The 18,367-nt window shown below is 68.8% G+C and carries 16 protein-coding genes; 14 read left to right on the top strand and 2 right to left on the bottom strand.

From position 1 onward, the window contains the following. Nucleotides 1-29 precede the first annotated feature (29 nt). The 5 genes from ABZO29_RS07865 to ABZO29_RS07845 are packed head-to-tail and all read left to right on the top strand — an operon-like array spanning nt 30 to nt 6,138. Nucleotides 30-974, top strand: coding sequence for an LCP family protein (locus tag ABZO29_RS07865; protein WP_367319420.1), 945 nt, complete (start codon nt 30-32; stop codon nt 972-974). Beyond that, a complete protein-coding gene (locus tag ABZO29_RS07860; RefSeq protein WP_367319419.1) occupies nt 971-2,125 on the top strand; it encodes a hypothetical protein in 1,155 nt (384 codons plus the stop codon). Before ABZO29_RS07865 ends, ABZO29_RS07860 begins: the two co-directional genes overlap by 4 nt. Before the next feature lie 9 nt (nt 2,126-2,134). Then, nucleotides 2,135-3,658: a P-loop NTPase gene (locus ABZO29_RS07855; RefSeq protein WP_367319418.1), complete on the top strand. Its 1,524-nt coding sequence runs from the start codon at nt 2,135-2,137 to the stop codon at nt 3,656-3,658. Continuing rightward, nucleotides 3,648-4,637: a hypothetical protein gene (locus tag ABZO29_RS07850; protein WP_367319417.1), complete on the top strand. Its 990-nt coding sequence runs from the start codon at nt 3,648-3,650 to the stop codon at nt 4,635-4,637. Before ABZO29_RS07855 ends, ABZO29_RS07850 begins: the two co-directional genes overlap by 11 nt. Before the next feature lie 7 nt (nt 4,638-4,644). Continuing rightward, on the top strand, nt 4,645-6,138 hold the full coding sequence (locus ABZO29_RS07845) for an oligosaccharide flippase family protein (RefSeq protein ID WP_367319416.1): 1,494 nt from the start codon (nt 4,645-4,647) through the stop codon (nt 6,136-6,138). On the opposite strand, the gene ABZO29_RS07840 is transcribed toward ABZO29_RS07845, so the two are convergent. Beyond that, on the bottom strand, nt 6,060-7,322 hold the full coding sequence (locus ABZO29_RS07840; RefSeq protein ID WP_367319415.1) for an O-antigen ligase family protein: 1,263 nt from the start codon (nt 7,320-7,322) through the stop codon (nt 6,060-6,062). The two genes, ABZO29_RS07845 and ABZO29_RS07840, sit on opposite strands and share 79 nt — an antisense overlap. 243 nt (nt 7,323-7,565) lie before the next feature. Between ABZO29_RS07840 and ABZO29_RS07835 the strand changes: the two genes are divergently transcribed. From ABZO29_RS07835 to ABZO29_RS07815, 5 genes are all read left to right on the top strand, one after another. Then, nucleotides 7,566-8,555, top strand: coding sequence for a glycosyltransferase family 2 protein (locus ABZO29_RS07835; RefSeq protein ID WP_367319414.1), 990 nt, complete (start codon nt 7,566-7,568; stop codon nt 8,553-8,555). 29 nt (nt 8,556-8,584) lie between these two features. After that, complete coding sequence (locus ABZO29_RS07830; protein ID WP_367319413.1) at nt 8,585-9,619, top strand: NAD-dependent epimerase/dehydratase family protein; 1,035 nt, start codon at nt 8,585-8,587, stop codon at nt 9,617-9,619. An 80-nt stretch (nt 9,620-9,699) separates the two neighbouring features. Further along, the gene (locus ABZO29_RS07825; protein WP_367319412.1) at nt 9,700-10,770 is read left to right on the top strand and encodes a glycosyltransferase; all 1,071 of its coding nucleotides are present in this window, start codon (nt 9,700-9,702) and stop codon (nt 10,768-10,770) included. A gap of 32 nt (nt 10,771-10,802) precedes the next feature. Then, nucleotides 10,803-11,528: a sugar transferase gene (locus tag ABZO29_RS07820; RefSeq protein ID WP_367319411.1), complete on the top strand. Its 726-nt coding sequence runs from the start codon at nt 10,803-10,805 to the stop codon at nt 11,526-11,528. Continuing rightward, nucleotides 11,528-12,475 (top strand): NAD-dependent epimerase/dehydratase family protein, encoded by a 948-nt coding sequence (locus ABZO29_RS07815; protein ID WP_367319410.1) that lies wholly within the window; start codon nt 11,528-11,530, stop codon nt 12,473-12,475. The genes ABZO29_RS07820 and ABZO29_RS07815 overlap by 1 nt, the downstream gene beginning before the upstream one ends. A gap of 13 nt (nt 12,476-12,488) precedes the next feature. Here ABZO29_RS07815 and ABZO29_RS07810 read toward each other — a convergent pair whose 3' ends face one another. Then, entirely contained in the window at nt 12,489-13,454 is a 966-nt protein-coding gene (locus tag ABZO29_RS07810; protein ID WP_367319409.1) for a class I SAM-dependent methyltransferase, read from the bottom strand. A gap of 125 nt (nt 13,455-13,579) precedes the next feature. Between ABZO29_RS07810 and ABZO29_RS07805 the strand changes: the two genes are divergently transcribed. From ABZO29_RS07805 to ABZO29_RS07790, 4 genes are all read left to right on the top strand, one after another. Then, nucleotides 13,580-14,884, top strand: a complete 1,305-nt coding sequence (locus tag ABZO29_RS07805) for a glycosyltransferase (protein WP_367319408.1) — start codon at nt 13,580-13,582, stop codon at nt 14,882-14,884. An 89-nt stretch (nt 14,885-14,973) separates the two neighbouring features. Next, entirely contained in the window at nt 14,974-16,299 is a 1,326-nt protein-coding gene (locus ABZO29_RS07800; protein WP_367319407.1) for a UDP-glucose/GDP-mannose dehydrogenase family protein, read from the top strand. Between the two features lie 17 nt (nt 16,300-16,316). Next, nucleotides 16,317-17,294, top strand: a complete 978-nt coding sequence (locus tag ABZO29_RS07795) for a UDP-glucuronic acid decarboxylase family protein (protein ID WP_367319406.1) — start codon at nt 16,317-16,319, stop codon at nt 17,292-17,294. After that, on the top strand, nt 17,291-18,358 hold the full coding sequence (locus tag ABZO29_RS07790; protein ID WP_367319405.1) for a glucose-1-phosphate thymidylyltransferase: 1,068 nt from the start codon (nt 17,291-17,293) through the stop codon (nt 18,356-18,358). Before ABZO29_RS07795 ends, ABZO29_RS07790 begins: the two co-directional genes overlap by 4 nt. Nucleotides 18,359-18,367: the final 9 nt, after the last annotated feature.

Below are 18,367 nucleotides of genomic sequence, written 5' to 3'. Positions count from 1 at the left end.
CCCGGCCGCGTCGCCGACTGCTGGGCCGCGTGCTGATATGCCTGGCGGTTGCCGTGCTCGCCCTGCTCGGGCTCGGTGTCGGCGGTGTCTGGTGGGCGACGAACCACTACGGTGACCAGGTCACCCGGATACCCGACGCCTTCCCGGACGGACCGCGGCCCGAGGACGGAAGCGGTGGCGGTACCACCTTCCTGCTGGCCGGTGTCGACAGCCGCTCTGCGAAGCCGACCACCGGCGAGGACGCCGAGGCCTCCCTGTGGAAGTTCGGTGCGCAGCGCAGCGACACCCTCATGCTGGTGCATCTCGCCCCCGGTGAGCACGCGTCGTACACGGTCTCGATCCCCCGCGACAGCTGGGTGCCCATCCCCGGGCACGGTTCCGCGAAGATCAACGCCGCGTTCTCCTGGGGCGGCCCGCCGCTCCTCATCCAGACGGTCGAGCATCTCACCGGAGTCAAGGTCGACCACTTCGCCGTCATCGACTGGCACGGCTTCAAGTCCCTCACCGACGCGGTCGGTGGCGTGCCCGTGGCCGTGCACGAGAACTCCTACGACCCGGAGCAGCAACGGCACTTCACCGCGGGCACCCACACCATGAACGGCGACGAAGCGCTTTCCTACGTCCGTCAGCGCCACGGCCTGCCGGGCGGGGAGCTGGACCGGATCAAACGGCAGCAGCAGTTCCTGCGGGCCCTCGTCGGTGAGATCCGCGGCGACGTGAGCATCACCAACCCGCTGAAGATCAACCGGACGCTCGATGCGATCACCCGGACCGTGAGCGTGGACGACCGTATGTCCAACGGCGACCTGCGCGACCTGGCGCTCGGCCTGCGCCACCTGCACACCGCGGACGCTCGCTTCACGACCGCGCCGATCGTCCGGCCGGACCGGATCGACGGCCAGTACGTGCTGATTCTCGACAGGGGCAAGCTGCGCGCACTGTGCCAGAGGACCGAGGCAGGAGATCCACCGTGAACGCGACCAAGCCGGCCGACGCCGCTGCGCCCACACACCGCAAGCGCGTCCTGGTGATCTGTGAACTGGACGGCTACTCGAACACGGTGAGGCCCACCGAGATCCACCGCTTCCTGCGACGACGCGGGCACGAGGTGCACCTGTTCGACGTTGCGGACTTGGCCGTCACACCCAGCGCGGGCTCACTGTTCGGCAGAAGGCTCCCGGGCCCCCGTCCCCGCCAAGTCGCGCTGTACGCGACCGAGGCGGTGTCCTCGCTGATCACGCGCCATGGGGGACCCGGCAGACGCTTCCTCTCGTACTACGCGCTGACCGCCGGTCTCAGCCTGCGCCGTGCCCTCTTGAGGGCGCGCCTGCCGCTCGACGCCTTCGACCTGGTCATGTGCGTCCACCCGTGCGCCGCTGAGGTGCTGACCGGCGTCACCTCCGCTCGCACGTGGTACGACTGCCCCACCCCGTTCTCGGACGAGCTGTACAACGAGGGCAAGCTGACCGACCGGCAGCATCGCAGGCTTCGCCGCCGGGAAATCAGGCTCCTGGAAAAGGTCGACGTACTGTCGTACTTCTGGGTGACGTATGCGCAATACGCCGTCGAGCACTACGGCATCTCGGGCCGGAACATGGTGCGCCTCGACTGGGGGTGCGACCCCTCGCCCGAGCGCGCCCACTTCGCGGCCCCGCCGCGGATCGTCTATCTGGGTTCTCTGAGCTCCCGATTCATCGACCTGCCCCTCCTCGCACGTCTCTCCCAGCGCTACCCGATCGACGTCTACGGTGGACCACCCCCAGATCCGCGCCTAGGTCTGCGCTATCGCGGCTATGCGTCTGCTGACGTCGTGAAGAACTACCAGTTCGGTTTGATCACCTGTACTCGGGATGCACTGAGAAGCAACGGATTCTCCGCGAAACACCCGCAGTATCTCGCGTACGGGCTTCCGGTCCTGGTTCCCGCCTGGCGGAACCATCTGGAACTGCTGAAGGGCTCTGTCCCTTACACGGAGGAGACGTTCACAGACGTCATCGACTCCCTCGCTGTCCAGCACGAATGGCAGTCGGCGAGTGATCAGGCGTATACGCAGGCACAGCAGCTCAGTTGGGACATGACACTGCGCCCCCTGGAATCCGTGCTGGCCGACGACACCACCATGTGAAGGAGTGACATGGACATCAGGGAGTACTTTCGGCTGCTGCGCCTGCACTGGGTCACCCTGTTCCTCCTGACGGTGTTCGGGGCGGCCAGCGGTGTCGCGCTGGCCTATGCTCAGCCGCCGCCGTACGAGGCGAAGTCCGAGATGATCGTGACGGCATCGAGCCGCGGCTCCGACCTCGAAGAGGACTACCAGGGTGCGCTCCTCGCGCAGAAGCGCGCGCAGGCCTACACCCCGGTGCTCACCTCTGACGCCGTGCTCAACAGGCTCATCAAGGACCTGAACCTCCCGTATTCGCCGGACAGACTCCGCGGTGAGATCAGAGCCGCCAACCCCGCCGAGTCCGCGGCCATCAATGTCGCGGTCGAAGACAGGTCGCCCCAGCGCGCGAAGGCCATTGCCGACGGACTGGGACCGGCCCTCTCCGCCACCATCAACGAGGCGGAGAGCAGCGATTCCAGTGTCCGGGTGACAACCTTGGACCCCGGCAGTGCCGTGGCGAGGCAGGTACCGCGATCCACAGCCTTCAACGCCGCTCTGGGCGGGGCCCTGGGGCTCCTTGTCGGACTTGTCTGGTCGGTGCTCCGTGAGCTCTCCAACCGGCGCGTACGCGATGCCGAGGACCTGATGCGGGCCTGCGACGTGCCGGTTCTCGGCGTCGTCCGCGGCCGGCAGGCCATCCGGGAGATGGCCTCACTGCCCGGCGGAGCCCCCTCCGAGGTCGTCGAGGGTTATCGGCTGTTCGCGCTCAACCTGCAGTCCCGCCTCCCGGAATCCGGGGATCACTCCTACGCCGTGGCCTCTCCGAGGGGCGGCGACGGAGCGCCGTGCGCCGCCGTGGGCCTGGCGATCGCCCTGGCGCACAGTGGACAGTCGGTGATACTCGTCGACGCCGATCTCACCAGCCCGAGTGTGGCCCGGCTGCTGAAACTGTCGGGGCCCGAGGGCCTCACCGACGTACTGACCGGTCGGCTGCCGCTCGACTCCGCTCTTCAGGAGTGGCGTGAAGGAGTCTCCCTTCGTGTGCTGGCCGGTCCCGAATCGTCCCCCGGCACGGCTCCCGCGCCGACGGTCCTGCGGCAGAACGACCTCATCCCGCTCTGCGAAGAACTCGAACAGCGAGCGGATGCCGTGATCTTCGCCTCGCCACCCGTGCTGACGGGCGCCGACGCGGTGCTCCTGGCCCGCGTCGCCGGACAGGCCGTGATCGTGGCCGATCAGAACAAGACCCTCGACCATGAGGTTCGCAGGGCCGTCCACTGCCTCCGCAACATCGGTGCCCCCGTTCTCGGGACCGCCCTCTTCGGGGCGACACATCGGCGAGACCGCATGGGTAACGGCGCGTTCGGTCAAGCGGGTTACGACACGCGGGAACGGGAGACACCGCCGGCGACTCCGCACACAGCGAGGGAACGTGCCCCCGCCTCGGCTCCCTTCGATCCCGATCACAAGGTGGCGGCCGTTTCCGGCTCGCACTTTCGTTTCGACGACAACATGGCGTCGAAGGTCAACAGGGAGGCGGGCCATGGGCTCTGACACAGCGAAACCCAGCGTGGCGTTCTACACCGTTTCGGACCGACGGTATTTCCTCGGCCTGGTGGGCCTGCTCAACTCCCTGCGCCTCATGGGCCATGACGAACCCGTGGTCGTCGTGGACGCCGGGTTGACGACAGAGCAGCGACAGCTCCTCACCGGACACGTCACGCTCCTCCCCGCCCCGTCGGACACGGTGTCGTACTACCTGTTTCCGGTGGGACCGATGCGCCTCCCCGCCGACGTGATGGTGGTGATCGACGCCGACATCATCGTCACTCGGCCGCTCACCAGCCTCGTACAAGACGCGCGGGACGGCAGGATCGTGGCGTTCGTCGATCCCCTGAAGGACAGATTCCACCCCGAGTGGCAGACCGCCCTCGGTCTGGGTCCGCTGCGTCGGCATCCATATCTCAACGCGGGAATGCTTGCCTTCCCGGAGTCGCTGGGCGATCGGCTGCTGCCGATGTTGACGCAAGCCCAGCAGACCGTCGACGTACGACAGACCAAGTACGGCGGGGCAAAGGAGCTGACCCCCTTCTACTTCGGTGACCAGGACATGATCAACGCGCTGCTCGCCTCACGGTTCACCGAGGAGGAGTCGGCGCTTCTGGAACACCGGCTTGCTCCGCACCCACCGTTCCCCGGGCTGCGCTGCGTCGACGAACGGCGCCTGCTCTGCAGGTACCCCGACGGAACCGAACCGTTCGTCCTCCATCACATCACCGCGAAGCCCTGGCTGCGGGCCACCGCCAGCAACGTCTACTCCAGGCTCTTGTCGAGGCTCCTCCTCGCCCCGGACGTCGCTCTTCGACTCGAGCCGCAGCAGGTGCCCCTGCGGCTGCGTCACGGGCGGTTGGCCTCCGTCGACCGAGCACGTGCGGATCTGGCCGACGGCATCCGCGAGGAGCTGCTGTGGATGCACCGACTCGGCATCCGGACCCGTCTGGCCAAGTGGCGCGCCGGTCACGCCACCGGGTGACATGACCGTGGACGGCGGTCGGACCCCCGACCAGCAGGACGCCATACCGCGCGCCGAGCTGAAGCGACGCGCCGCAGCCGGTGTTCTGATCGTGAGCACCCGCGGGATGGTCATTCTCCTCGTCGGCTTTGCCGGCAACCTGGCCCTGGCCCGGCTTCTCACACCGAGCGACTTCGGTGTGGTGGCGATCGGCATGTCGTTCGTCGTCTTCGCCCAGCTCGTCTCCGACGGCGGTCTCGGCGCCGGTCTCATCAGGCGCCCGGAGCCGCCGAGCCGAAGCGAGCTCGGAGCGCTGACGGCACTGCAACTCGGGGTGACGGTGACGGCCGTGCTCCTGGCGGTGGCGGTCGCTGCACCGTTGGGCAACCGGGTCGGCTGGACCGTGGCGGTCATGGTGGCGTCCATGCCGCTGGTCGCCCTGCAGTTTCCGGGTCGCATTCTGCTGGAACGAGCCCTGCTCTACCGGCGTCTCGCAGTGGTCGAGGTGACGCAGGTGGTCGGCTTCTACGCCTGGGCGCTGGTCACCGTGATCGCCGGGTTCGGAGTCTGGGGGCTGGCCACGGCAACGGTGGTGCGGGCCGCGATAGGGACAGGCGCGGTGGCGGTGGCGTGTCCCGGCTCTCTGATGCGGCCCGTCTGGTCGATCCGTCTCATCCGGCCTCTCGTGGGCTTCGGGTTGCGTTTCCAGGCGGTCAACGCCACCTGGCTGGTCGGGACCGAGGCTCTCAGCGTGTCCGTGGCCGCGATCAGCGGTGTCGCGGCGCTGGGACTGTGGAGTCTCGTCCGACGAGTGATGGAGCTTCCCCGCCAGGTCCTCATGGCTCTGTGGCGGGTCTCGTTCCCCACCATGTCCCGGTTGGTCGCGGCGAAGGAAGACGTGTCGCATCTCGTGGAGCGCGCGGTCGGTATGGCCGCGGTCGGGCTCTGCTTCGTGCTGACCGGTCTCGTCGGCGCGGCTCCCGGACTCATTCCGGGCCTTTTCGGCGAGCAGTGGCAGCCGGCCACCGTGATATTCCCCGGTGTCTGTTTCGGACTGGCGCTCAGCGGGCCCGTCTCGGTGGCGACACAGGGATATCTCTACGCGGTCGAGGACGCGGGAGCCGTCCTGCGCTCGGCGTTGCTGCACACGGCCCTCTGGTTCGCCGTGACGCTTCCGCTGCTTCCGGTGATCGGGGTCGCCTCGATCGGAATGGGCGGAGTGGCAGCCGGGGTGGGCGAAGTGACGGTCCTCGTCCGTGCGACCGCCCGGCGGCTGCGTGCCAGGTTGCTGCGCCCGCTTCTCGCCCCGCTCGGAGTCGGTGTGGTCTCGGCCTCGTTCGGGTGGTACCTCGGCCGGCGCTGGGGGGAGCATCTCCTTTCGGGGATCCTCTCCGGTGGCTGTGCCATGGGACTCTTCGTCGTGGGGCTGGCCGTCCTCCGGCGTCAGCTGCTGCGGGACACGTTGCGGTTCGCCGCACTCACGGTGCGCTCCGCCGCGTCGGGCAGACGCTCCGACGGCTGATGTCCGGTCCGGGCTTCGAAGGCTTCGCAGGATCGTGCCAGAGCGGTCACCAGACCGATGGACAGGTAGAAGAGCGTACGCAGGACCGCCCCTTCGAAGCTGGACTCGGCGAAGAAGATCAGCAGTTGAGCCAGCAGGGTGAGACCGATGACGCGTGACACCGTCCTCGTCTGCCGTCGGGAGAAGAAGAAGACCGCTGTCCCGATCAGTGACACGGAGACAAGGACGCCGAGCACCGGACCGAAGGACAGCATCTGCTGCAGATAAGTGTTGTGGACACCCAGCAGGAGTTCCGGGTCCTGGTCCGGTACGACACCTCCGCCGTAACCGAGGAAAGGCCGAGCCGGCAGCTTGTCCATGGCCGCGTCAACGAGATCCTCGCGGAGGAAGAGGTTGGTGGGGCTGAACCGGTTCTTGAAGAATTCCCTGGTGTAGGGATTGAAGCTGTGCAGCAGGACGACTCCGGTGGCCGTCGCGGCTCCGGCCGCCGCGATTTTCCCCAGCGTCCGGCTGTCGATGCTGCGGCGGCGGAGAACGGACCCTGCGGCGGCGATCAGAGCCGTGATGACGAGGGCGAGGATCACCCCTCTGGACTGGGTGAAGGCCACCGCGATCAGCAGAACGAAGCCGGCACGGGTGAAACGGCGATCACGGTGGACGTGCCCCCAGTAGAAGAGCAGCGGGATGAAGAACGCCAGAACGGTTGCCAGGTTGTTCGACCTGCCGAGTACAGGATGTGACAGACGGCTGTAGTAGGTGAGATTGCCGCCGGAGTCCGCGTCGGGATCCAGATCCTGGGGGGCGAACCCGGGTACGTGCAGCAGAAGCAGTACCGCCGGAATGGTGACCAGGTAGGCGTACCGCTTGACATAGACCATGACGCGTGACGGCGACACACCTTCCAGTTCTCGCACGACGAACAGATAGGCGATGAGGCCTTCGACGTAACTGGCCGTCGCGCGCATCGTCGTCAGCCTGCTCTGGGTCCACAGCATCGACAGGGCGCAGACGAGCGCCGGGATGCACAGCAACGCGAAGAGCCAGGGATATCCGACATTCAGCGGCCGGCTCGCGCAGTCGACGACGAGCGTCACCGCCATGGCGGCGATGACGATGTCGAGGAGGGACACCGCCTCGATCGTCGATGCCGGGGTCAGTACCCGTACGGGCATCGCGGCGGCCATGAGTGTGAGCGTGAGTGCGATCCGGGACCGTCGGTCCAAGGGTGCCGCGCCTGACTCCTTCATCGCTTCACCTCACCCGTTGACCAAGTCGGACATGTCCGTGGTACTGTACGTATACGTCGTAAACATACATTAATCGGGCCCTTGGGGCCAGTGCTGTCCGATCTGCCGCGCTGTGGCCCGGTGCGACGCCGTCCGGGGTGGTGAGTTTCCGTGTTCCCTGGTTCTTCGAGGGAGGCTGCCGTGATCGAAGCGGCTCATGCCTCGCTGACGGCCGACGTCGTGATCGTCAACTGGAACGCGGGGCACCATCTGCGCGACTGTCTGGATGCGATCGCCGGAGCCGACCAGTCGGAGCTGTGCGTGCGGCGGATCATCCTTGTGGACAACGCCTCCAGCGACGACTCCCTCTGCGGTCTGCCCGCGTGCGACATCCCGCTCGACCTGGTGCGCAACTCCCGCAACCGGGGCTTCGCGGCCGCCTGCAATCAGGGTGCCGCCCGGGGCGACAGCGACTTCCTGCTCTTCCTCAACCCGGACACGAAGCTGTATCCGGACACCTTGCGGGTCGTCGGCCGGTTCCTGCGGACGCCGACCGCGGAGAGCTTCGGTATCTTCGGGGCGCGCATGGTGGACGAACTCGGTCGCCCGGAGATCTCCTGCTCGAGATTCCCCAGCCTGCGCATCTACGTCGGCGCCATGACAGGGCTCGACCGGGTGGTGCCCGCCCTCTTCCCGCCGCACCACCTGCGGCCGGACGAGTTGACGGGGTCGGGTCCCGTCGACCAGGTCATCGGTGCCTTCTTCCTGGTGCGCCGACCGCTGTTCACCGAACTGAACGGCTTCGACGAGCAGTACTTCCTGTACCTGGAAGAGGTCGACTTCGCTCTGCGGGCACGCCGTCTCGGCTGGCCCTCGTACTACATCGGGGAAGCGCGGGTCTACCACGCGGAGGGCGTCAGTTCGGCCCAACTCGGGGCCTGGCGACACTATCTGACGCTGTGCAGCCGCAGCCGTTACGCGTTCCTGCACTGGAGCAGGCCTCAGGCGTGGCTCCTGACGGCCCTGAGCCTGTCCCTGGAGCCGTTGGCGCGGCTGGCGGCGGCGGTGCTTCGCGGTCGGCGTGCGGAACTGCGGACCTCACTCGCAGTCCACTGGAAGTTCCTCCGCCGGCTTTGTCGCCGCCGGCCGGGTCCGATTTCGTCCGGCGCCCCACCGGGGACCGACGGCTGATCCCACCTCATGCATGAGGCTCTCCCAGATTGACCAAATCGGCCGCATCGAGGTATTCGGAAGGGGAGAAGATGAAACTGACACGGGTACTCGTCACCGGGGGACAAGGCTATCTCGGCTCTGTTGTCAACGAGTTGTTGTCCCGCAGCGGATATGAGGTCGTCTCACTGGACAGCGGCTACGTGTCGGACACCCGAACCGCCCTGCCTCATGTCACGTACGTACAAGGGGATGTGCTGGATGCCGCGTCCTGGCGGACGGTACTGGCGGACGTCGACTCCGTGGTCCACCTCGCTGCGATCGTCGGAGATCCCGCATGCGGCGTGGACGAGGATCTGGCGATGGCGACGAACTACCTCGGCACGATCCGGGTCATGGAGGCGTGCAGGAAATTCGGCGTGGGCCGGATCATCTTCGCGTCCACGTGCAGCAACTACGGCAGCACCCAGGGTGAACAGGCCGACATCTGGTCCCCGCTCAACCCCCAGTCGGTCTATGCGCAGACCAAAGTGCTTGCGGAGCACTATCTCCTCTCGGCGCACAATGCCGGACCTGAGCCGTGCATCCTGCGCTTCGCGACGCTGCACGGTGTGTCTCCCCGTATGCGCTTCGACCTGGCCGTGAACATCATGACGGCCGGTGCTGTCGCCCAGGGGCGGATCGTCGTCCACGGAGGGTCTCAGTGGCGTCCCTTCCTCCACGTCCGCGACGCTGCTTCGGCGATCCTGAAATGCCTCAAAAGAAGGCCGGCCTCGTTGGCCGCGGTGTACAACTGCGGCTCGAACGAGGAGAACTACCTGATCAAGGATCTGGCCGAACTGGTCCTGCAGGAGGTCCCCGGATCGACGATCGACCTCCTCGGGGACGAGTGCGATCCGCGGAACTACCGAGTGGATTTCTCTCCCATACGGCAGAGCCTCTCGTTCACGAAGGATTTCCGGGTCGTCGACGGTGTGCGCGAGATTCGCGATGCGATGGTGAACGGCGCGTACCAGGACTACCTGTCTCCTCGGTACAGCAATTATCTGCGGGCCCTTGAAGCGTCGAAGCAAAGGGTGTCGTGAAAACCGGGGCTTGACTCTGTGCTCACGACGGGGCATATTCAAGTTTACGATGTAAATATACGCTATCGACGGAGCCTGATATGAGGGCCTCGGACAGTCGCCCGGACCACTGCGCGATCACCCCTTACAGCCGACGGGCAGGCAGCTCGCGGGTCCGCGTCTTCGAATGGCTGGACCGCGTCGACACCGACTTCACCGTCAGCAGCTATGCCTCACTCGCCGACGCCGCCCCCGCCCGTCTTGCCCGGCACCCCATGGCCGTGGCGCAGGCGGAACTCCGGCTGCACCAGCTCGTGACCGCGCGGCCGAGGCGGCTGCTGCTGCACCGGGAGGCCTCGCCGCTCAGCCGCGGCTGGTGGGAGCGGCGCCTGCTCGCGAGCGCCGAATTCGCCGTGTACGACTTCGACGACGCCCTGCAGTGGGATCACGGTGCCGGAGGTCTGGCGCGCAGGCTGGCACCCAAGGCCGACAAGGCACGGACCGCCGTGCGTCACGCGGACCGCGTCATCGCGGGCAACGACATCCTCGGGGACTGGGCGGCGCATCATCACGGCGACGTCGTGGTGATCCCCAGCTGCGTGGCGCCGGAGGACTACACGCCGAAGACCTCCTACGCGCTGCACGATCCACCGCGGCTCGGCTGGATCGGCTCGCGCGACAACGAGGCGTACCTGCTTCTTGTGGCGGGAGCGCTGGAAGAGATCCACCGCAGCAGCGGCGCGCGCCTGACACTCGTCGGTACGACGCAGCCTTCCCTGGGCCGTCTGGAGGCCTTCATCGACCGTGTCGCCTGGAGCCCGCACAGCGAGCGGACCGTACTGGCCGACATGGACATCGGTCTGATGCCCCTGCCCGCGACCACCTACAGCCTGGGCAAGTGCGGCTACAAGCTGCTCCAGTACGGAGCCGCGGGTGTGCCCTCGGTGGCCACGCCGATCGGGGTGAACGCCGACATCCTGCGTCAGTTCCGGATGCCGGCAGCCCGCGACGACGGTGACTGGACCGAAGCGGTCCGGGCGCTGCTCGACGGCTCGGACGCCGCCCGCGAGCGGCTGGGACGCGGCGCCCGGGCCGTCGTCCGCCGGCGCTACTCGTACGACGCCTGGCTTCACCGATGGAAGGCGGCTCTGGAACTCCCAGGGGCGCCGTGACGGCGGCGGCAGGCAAGGAAGGGACACCATCCATGGACACCACTGGTCACCTGCGAGAGCAGGTTCTCCCGCTCATGACCCCGGTGCGCCTCACCTGGCCGCGCCGCGCCCTGGACGTCGCCGTGTCGCTGGTGCTGCTCGTCCTGCTGTCGCCCCTGCTGCTGTTTCTCGCTGTCCTGGTGCGCGCCACGAGCGGTCGGCCGACGATCTTCCGCCAGCGGCGCATGGGTGAGGGCGCGCAGGAGTTCACTCTCTACAAGTTCCGCACCATGCGGCAGGACGCCGCGGGTCCCGGGCTCACCGGCACCTCCGATCCGCGCGTGACCGGCACGGGACGGCAGCTCAGGCGCTTCGGCCTTGACGAACTGCCGCAACTGTTCAACGTCCTGCGCGGGGACATGACCCTGGTGGGTCCGCGTCCGGAGGCCGTCGAACTGGCCCACCGCTATCCGCCGGAGTGCCACTGGGTGTTCCGCCACCGCCCCGGGCTCACCGGACCGTGCCAACTCCGTTCGCGCTCCGACGCGGTGGTGTTCGACGGCAGTCCGGATCCCGAGCGGTACTACCTCGAGGTCATGGTCCCGCGCCGGGTCGCGATGGACGCGAAGCTCCTCGCGCACATCACCCCGGTCACCGTGATTCTCTTCGTCGCCCGCACGCCGTGGTACCTCCTGTCCGCCGCCTGGGAGGGGTCCGGGACCTCCTGCGACGGGGCGGTCGGGGAGGAGAAGCTGCGCACCGAGGGAGGCCGATGCTGATGCGCGCCGTCGTGACCGGGGCAGCCGGGTTCATCGGCTCCCATCTCTGCGAGCACCTGCTGTCCTGTGGCGACGACGTGACAGGCGTCGACGCCATGACGGACTACTACGATCCCGCGCGCAAGCGGGAGAACCTCCACCCCCTGCTGGGCCGGGACCGTTTCACCTTCCGGCAGGAGGATCTGCTGGCAGCGCCCCTGGAGGCGTTCTTCGCCGACGCCGACGCGGTCTACCACCTGGCCGGGCAGCCCGGTGTGCGAGGTTCCTGGGGCCCGGAGTTCGCCGACTACGTGGAACGCAACGTCCTGGCCACCCAGCGCGTCCTCGAGACGGCCCGCGCCACCGGGCTGCGTCGGCTCGTGTACGCCTCCAGTTCGTCGGTCTACGGGGACGCCGAGACGTATCCGACCAGTGAGACGGTGCGTCCGAGGCCCGTCTCCCCGTACGGCGTGACCAAGCTGGCCGCGGAGCACCTGTGCGAGACGTATCGCACCGCTTTCGGTGTGCCCGCCGTATCCCTCCGCTTGTTCAGCGTCTACGGCCCCCGGCAGCGACCCGACATGGCGTTCTCCCGGCTGGTTGCGGCAGCCCTCACCCAGCGGCCGTTCACGCTGTACGGAGACGGTGAGCAGAGCCGCGACTTCACCTACGTCGCGGACGTGGTGACCGCCATGCGCAAGGCCGCGCTCTCGTCATGGAGCGGGGTGGCCAATGTGGGCGGGGGCTCCGAAGTGACGATGAATCAGGTCGTCGGTCTCCTCCGGCTGCTGGGCGCCTCCGTCCGTGTGGTGCGCGTGCCCCGCCGGCCCGGAGACGCCCGTCGTACCGCTGCGGACATCACGGTCGCTCGTGAGGCCTTCGGTTTTCGGCCCGAGACAGGCGTACGGGACGGACTCGCGGCGATGGTGGCAGCCGCGCACACGGGCCGGCCGGTGCCCGCCGCGTGACCGCCGGGCGGCGTCAGACCTGTGCCCCGCGGTAATAGGTCAGGATCTCCGCGGCCGACATCTCACCGTCCTGCTTGCGCCCCAGGAAGTAGTAGGCGGTGGCGTCGTCCATCGCGTAGTTCGCCGGCACCAGGCGGTCGAGGGCACGCAGCCAGAACAGCAGCCCGCGCGCCACGCGGCCCGCGAGAGCGGACCGGGTCAGGCCGCGGACCAGGTGGTCGGCGCTCCACAGCAGTTGAGTACCGGGCCCGGTCACCGGTCCGGCGGCGAGCTCCTCGAAGCGGCGGAAGAGATAGCGGTGGCCGCTCGCGGTGAACCGCGTGAAGTCGTGGGCGCCGGCGTGCACTTGCTGCAGGAACGGGGTCTCGGCGTAGACGAGCCCGTCGTCCCGCAGGACCCGGTGGACTTCCGCCACGACCCGGGCCGGATCGAGAACGTGCTCGAGTACGGCCTGCACCAGCACCGCGTCGACGCTCGCCGAGGACAGCGGAATCTGGTGGGCGTCGGCGATCAACTGCGTCACGGTGCTGCCGACGATGTCGAACCCGATCACCTGGACGCGCGGATCGCGGTAGACGGCACCCACGCCGTTGCCGACGGTGGCCCCGCCGACGACGAGCAGCAGCGGCGCGCGACCGGGAAGGGTCCGCAGCAGCAGCTCGACGTTCCGGGCCGCGACGCGGTTGGGCGGTTTGAAGATGCGGCGCAACGGCGCCGGCAGTCCGTCGGCGCCGGCGGCGCGGCGCGGCCGTTCGGAATCGGTGCCGCCGGCCGCCGCCACGACGGCCTTGCGGTCCACGACGCTGCGCTCGAAGTCGACCAGGACCGGCCACCGGCCGGCGACGGGAAAGGCCATGGGAACGCGGTGGGGGCAGCCGGGCGCGGTGCAGTTGAAGCCCCCGGGCCGCGAGACCAGCGGCGACCGGCAGCGGGGGCAGACCAGCAGATGCTCGACGGCGTTCACGTCGGCCAGGACCATGCGCGTTCCTCCGGCGATCGTCTCAGGTGTCCATCTTCTGATGAATTGACGCATGGTGCCCGATAGAGTAATGATGTACGTATACAGCGTAAATATACGACTTACCTCGACGGTGGTGATCGACCATGCAGAACGGGACGCTCGTGACCGGCTCGGGGCGGTCGGACGGCGAAGCCGTGGGCTGGCCCGCGACGCCCCCACAGGTGGCACCGGCGGCGACGCTGCCGACACCGCCGGTGCTGCCCCGTATCAAGGTCCTTCACGTCATCACCCGCTTCGAGGCGGGAGCCGGTGGCAACACGCTGCTGTCGGCAGAGGGAATGGACCCCGAGCGGTACGAGGTGTGGATCGCCGGGGTCCCGGGGGGTGACCTCTGGGAACCGGCGCGCGCCGCCGGACTGCGCACGGCCGAGATACCGGGGTTCCGGCACACCCTGACCCCCGTGGACCTCCTGGTGCTGTGGAGGCTGGTGCGCCTGGTCCGCCGTGAGCGGTTCACCGTCGTGCACACCCACTCGGGGAAGGGGGGGTTCCTCGGGCGGGCCGCCGCGCGGCTGTGCCGTACGCCCGTGGTGGTGCACACCTTCCACGGCTTCAGCTTCCACCCGTACATGTCGCGCCGTCGGCGCACGGCGTACCGCTGGCTGGAGCGGGCGACGCGGCGCTTCACCCACCGCTTCCTCGCTGTCGCGCCGCGCGTCGCCCGAGAGGCGGTCGACGAGCGCCTGGCCCCACCGGGTCTGGTCCACGTGGTGCCGTCGGCCGTGGACCTGGGGCACATCCCCGAGGGGTTCGACCCCGTCGCGCGCCATGTACTGGGTGTGCCTCGCGAAAAGACCCTCATCGGCACCGTCGGCCGTATCGACTACCAGAAGGCCCCTTGGGACTTCGTCCGCATGGCGGCCGCGATCCGTGCCGATCACCCCGGCACCGCGTTCGTCGTGATCGGCGACGGACCGCTGGAGGACGAGGTCCGGCGACTCGCCGCGGAACTGGACGTCGACGTGACCTTCACCGGATACCGGCCGGACGCGTCCTGGCTGGTGGCAGGGCTGGACGTCTTCGTGATGACGTCGCTCTACGAGGGCCTCGGCCGCGCGCTCACCGAGGCGCTGGCCGCTGCTCGGCCAGTCGTCGCCACGGCTGTCAACGGTGTACCCGATCTGGTCGAGCACGGCGCCACGGGCCTGCTCGTACCGCCGGCCGATCCCGAGGGCGAGGCGCGGGCGGTCTCCTGGCTGCTCGACCACCCGGGGGAGGCCGCCGAGATGGGGCGGCAGGGGCGCCGGCGGGTCCGTACGTCCTTCGCGCCCCAAGCCATGTGCGCGGCCGTCGACGACTGCTACCGCGAGCTGCTCGGCCTGCCGCCCCTCCATGACCGGGTGGCAACCGGCACGAGCCGGACCCGGGGAACCGCCCCCGGTCCGTGAACCGAGCGTCGGAGCCCCGCTCCCCGTCCCTGAACCGAGCGTCCACCGGGGGACACGCCTCCGACGACACGCCCACCACGGAGACCACCATGCGCCTGACAGTCATCGGTACCGGATACGTAGGAGCGGTCCACGCCGCCTGCATGGCGGAGATCGGGCACGAGGTGCTCGGCGTGGACATCGACGCGGAGCGGATCGGTGCGCTCGGCGCCGGCAGACCCCCGTTCTACGAGCCCGGCCTGTCCGGCATGCTCAAGCGGATGGTGGACGCGGGGCGGCTGCGCTTCACCACCTCACTGGCCGAGGCCGCCCGGTTCGCCGGCACGCACTTCGTCTGTGTCGGCACCCCCCAGCAGCCCGGTTCGGGTGCCTCCGATCTGAGGTACGTCGAGGCCGCCGTGGACGGCCTGGCCGCGCATCTGCACGACAGCGGACACGACCGCGTCCTGGTTGTCGGGAAGTCAACCGTCCCCGTCGGTACCGCCGACCGACTGGCCCGGCGGCTGCGGGCCGTCGATCCCACTGCCGATGTCGCCTGGAACCCGGAGTTCCTGCGGGAGGGCTGCGCGGTCCAGGACACTCTGCGGCCCGAGCGCATCGTGGTGGGCGTCCGCTCGGTGCCTGCCGAAGCGCGGCTGCGTGCCCTCTATGCGCCCCTCCTGGCGGCCGACATACCGGTCTTCGTCACCGACCCCGCCACCGCCGAACTCGTCAAAGTGGCCTCGAACTCCTTCCTCGCGACCAAGATCTCCTTCATCAACGCCATGGCGGAGATCTGCGACGCGACGGGCGCCGACGTGCTCACGCTGGCCCGGGCGATGGGCGCGGACTCCCGCATCGGGCCCCGGTTCCTCGCACCCGGGCTCGGCTTCGGCGGCAGCTGCCTGCCCAAGGACATACGGGCCTTCGCCGCACGGGCCGAGGAACTCGGGCAGGGCGAGTCGGTGGCGTTCCTGCGCCAGGTCGACGAGATCAACACCCGCCAGCGCGAGCGCACCGTCGCCCTCGCCCAACGGGTCGTGGGCGGCGACTTCGCGCAGCGGAACGTCGCGGTCCTGGGCGCCGCCTTCAAGCCGCGCAGCGACGACGTACGGGACTCCCCGGCGCTCGCCGTCGCGGACGCGATCCGGCGCCGCGGAGCCCAGGTCCGCGTGCACGACCCCGAGGCGGTCGACAACGCCCGCGCGGCGTACCCCGCACTGCAGTTCGCCCTCGACGTGACCAAGGCGTGCGAGCAGGCCGATGTCGTCCTGCACCTGACCGAATGGCCCCAGTACCGGGAGCTCGACCCCGCGGCCCTCGCCACGGTGGTGCGCACCCCGGTCATCGTCGACGCGCGCAACATCCTCGACCCGGTGGTCTGGAGCGCCGCGGGCTGGACGCTGTGCGCCCCGGGTCGACCACGGCTCGGCTGACCGGCAGGAGAGAGCTCATGCGTGTCGTGGTGTCCGGCGGGAGCGGCTTCCTGGGATCGCATCTGTGCGAAGCGCTGCTGCGCAGGGGCGACCGCGTCTGCTGCCTGGACAACTTCTCGTCGGGCCGGGCATCCAACGTGGCCGACCTGCTCAACGAGTCCGGATTCGTGCTCACCCCGGCCGACGTCACGGAGCGGCTCAGGGTCGACGGCGACGTCGACGCCATCGTGCACCTCGCGAGCCCGGCGTCCCCGTTCGACTACGGCCGTCATCCACTGGAGACACTGGCCGCCGGCAGCCGCGGCACCGAGAACCTGCTGCGACTGGCGGTCCGGCACCAGGCCCGTTTCGTCCTCGCGTCGACCAGCGAGGTGTACGGCGACCCCGCGGTGCACCCGCAGGACGAGGACTACTGGGGACACGTCAACCCGGTCGGGCCCCGAAGTGTCTACGACGAGGCCAAACGCTTCGCCGAGGCGCTCACCATGGCCTACCGGCGCAGTCAGGGCGTCGACGCCGGCATCGTGCGGATCTTCAACACGTACGGCCCCCGGATGCGCGCCGACGACGGCCGGGTGGTCTCCACGTTCGTCAACCAGGCGCTGGACGGGGAAGCTCTCACCGTGTTCGGAGACGGCAGCCAGACCCGGAGCCTGTGTTATGTGGACGATCTGATCCGCGGCCTGCTGGCCATGGTCGACGCGGACCTTCCGGGCCCGGTCAACCTCGGCAACCCCACCGAGCGGACGGTGCGGGAGCTTGCCGAAATGGTGCTGCTGATCACCGGATCGGAAGGCGGACTGCGCTTCCTGCCCCTGCCCGTCGACGACCCCGTACGCCGGCGCCCCGTCATCACGCGTGCCCTCGAAGGACTCGGCTGGAACCCGACCGTGCCGCTGGAAGAGGGGCTTCGCCACACCATTGCCTGGTTCGCCGCGCATCCGGACACGGCTGCACGCCCCCCGGAGCACTCACCAGTGGGACGTTCATCATGAAAGCACTCGTCCTGTGCGGCGGAGCCGGAACCCGCCTCCGCCCCATCACCCACACCTCCGCGAAGCAACTCGTGCCGGTGGCCAACAAACCGGTGCTGTTCTACGGCCTGGAGGCGATCGCCGCTGCCGGAGTGACCGAGACCGGCATCGTCGTCGGCGACACCGCGCCGGAGATCCGCGCAGCCGTCGGCGACGGCTCCCGGTTCGGCCTCGACGTGACCTACCTCCCGCAGGAGGCACCGCTCGGGCTCGCGCACGCCGTGCTCATCGCCCGCGACTTTCTGGGCGACGACGACTTCGTGATGTACCTGGGCGACAACTTCATCGTCGGCGGCATCTCCGGCGTCGTCGACGACTTCCGCCGCGATCGGCCCGACGCCCGCATCCTGCTGACTCACGTGCCCGAGCCGGCGTCGTTCGGTGTCGCCGAACTGGACGGGGCGGGGCGGGTGATGGGCCTGGAGGAGAAGCCACAGCACCCGAAGAGCGACCTGGCGCTGGTCGGGGTCTACCTCTTCACCCCCCTCGTGCACGAGGCCGTACGGGCCGTACTGCCGTCCCGGCGCGGCGAGCTGGAGATCACCGACGCCCTCCAGTGGCTACTCGACCAGGATCGCGACGTGCGCGCCACGACGATCTCGGGCTACTGGAAGGACACCGGGAACGTCGCCGACATGCTCGAGGTGAACCGCTCGGTCCTGGAGACCCTGCAACCGCGGATCGACGGCAGCGTCGACGAGGCCAGCGAGATCATCGGGAGGGTCGGCGTCGAGGACGGTGCGAAGGTCTTCGCCAGCCGTGTCGTCGGACCGGCCGTCATCGGTTCCGGAAGTGTGATCGCCGACTCCTACGTCGGGCCGTTCACCTCGATCGCCGAGGACTGCCTGATCGAGGAGAGCGAGATCGAGTACTCGATCGTGCTGCGGAGGGCGACCATCGTCGGGATGCGCCGGATCGAGGTGTCCCTGATCGGCCGCAACGTCCAGGTGACCCCGGCGCCCCGTACCCCCGCCGTGCACCGGCTGGTGCTCGGCGACCACAGCAAGGTGCAGATCCCGTCATGACCACCACCC

It is taken from the genome of Streptomyces sp. HUAS ZL42 (genome assembly GCF_040782645.1).
GTDB lineage: Bacteria > Actinomycetota > Actinomycetes > Streptomycetales > Streptomycetaceae > Streptomyces.
The sequence above is the reverse complement of the archived record's forward strand: the minus strand, read 5'-3'. Positions and strand labels throughout refer to the sequence as shown.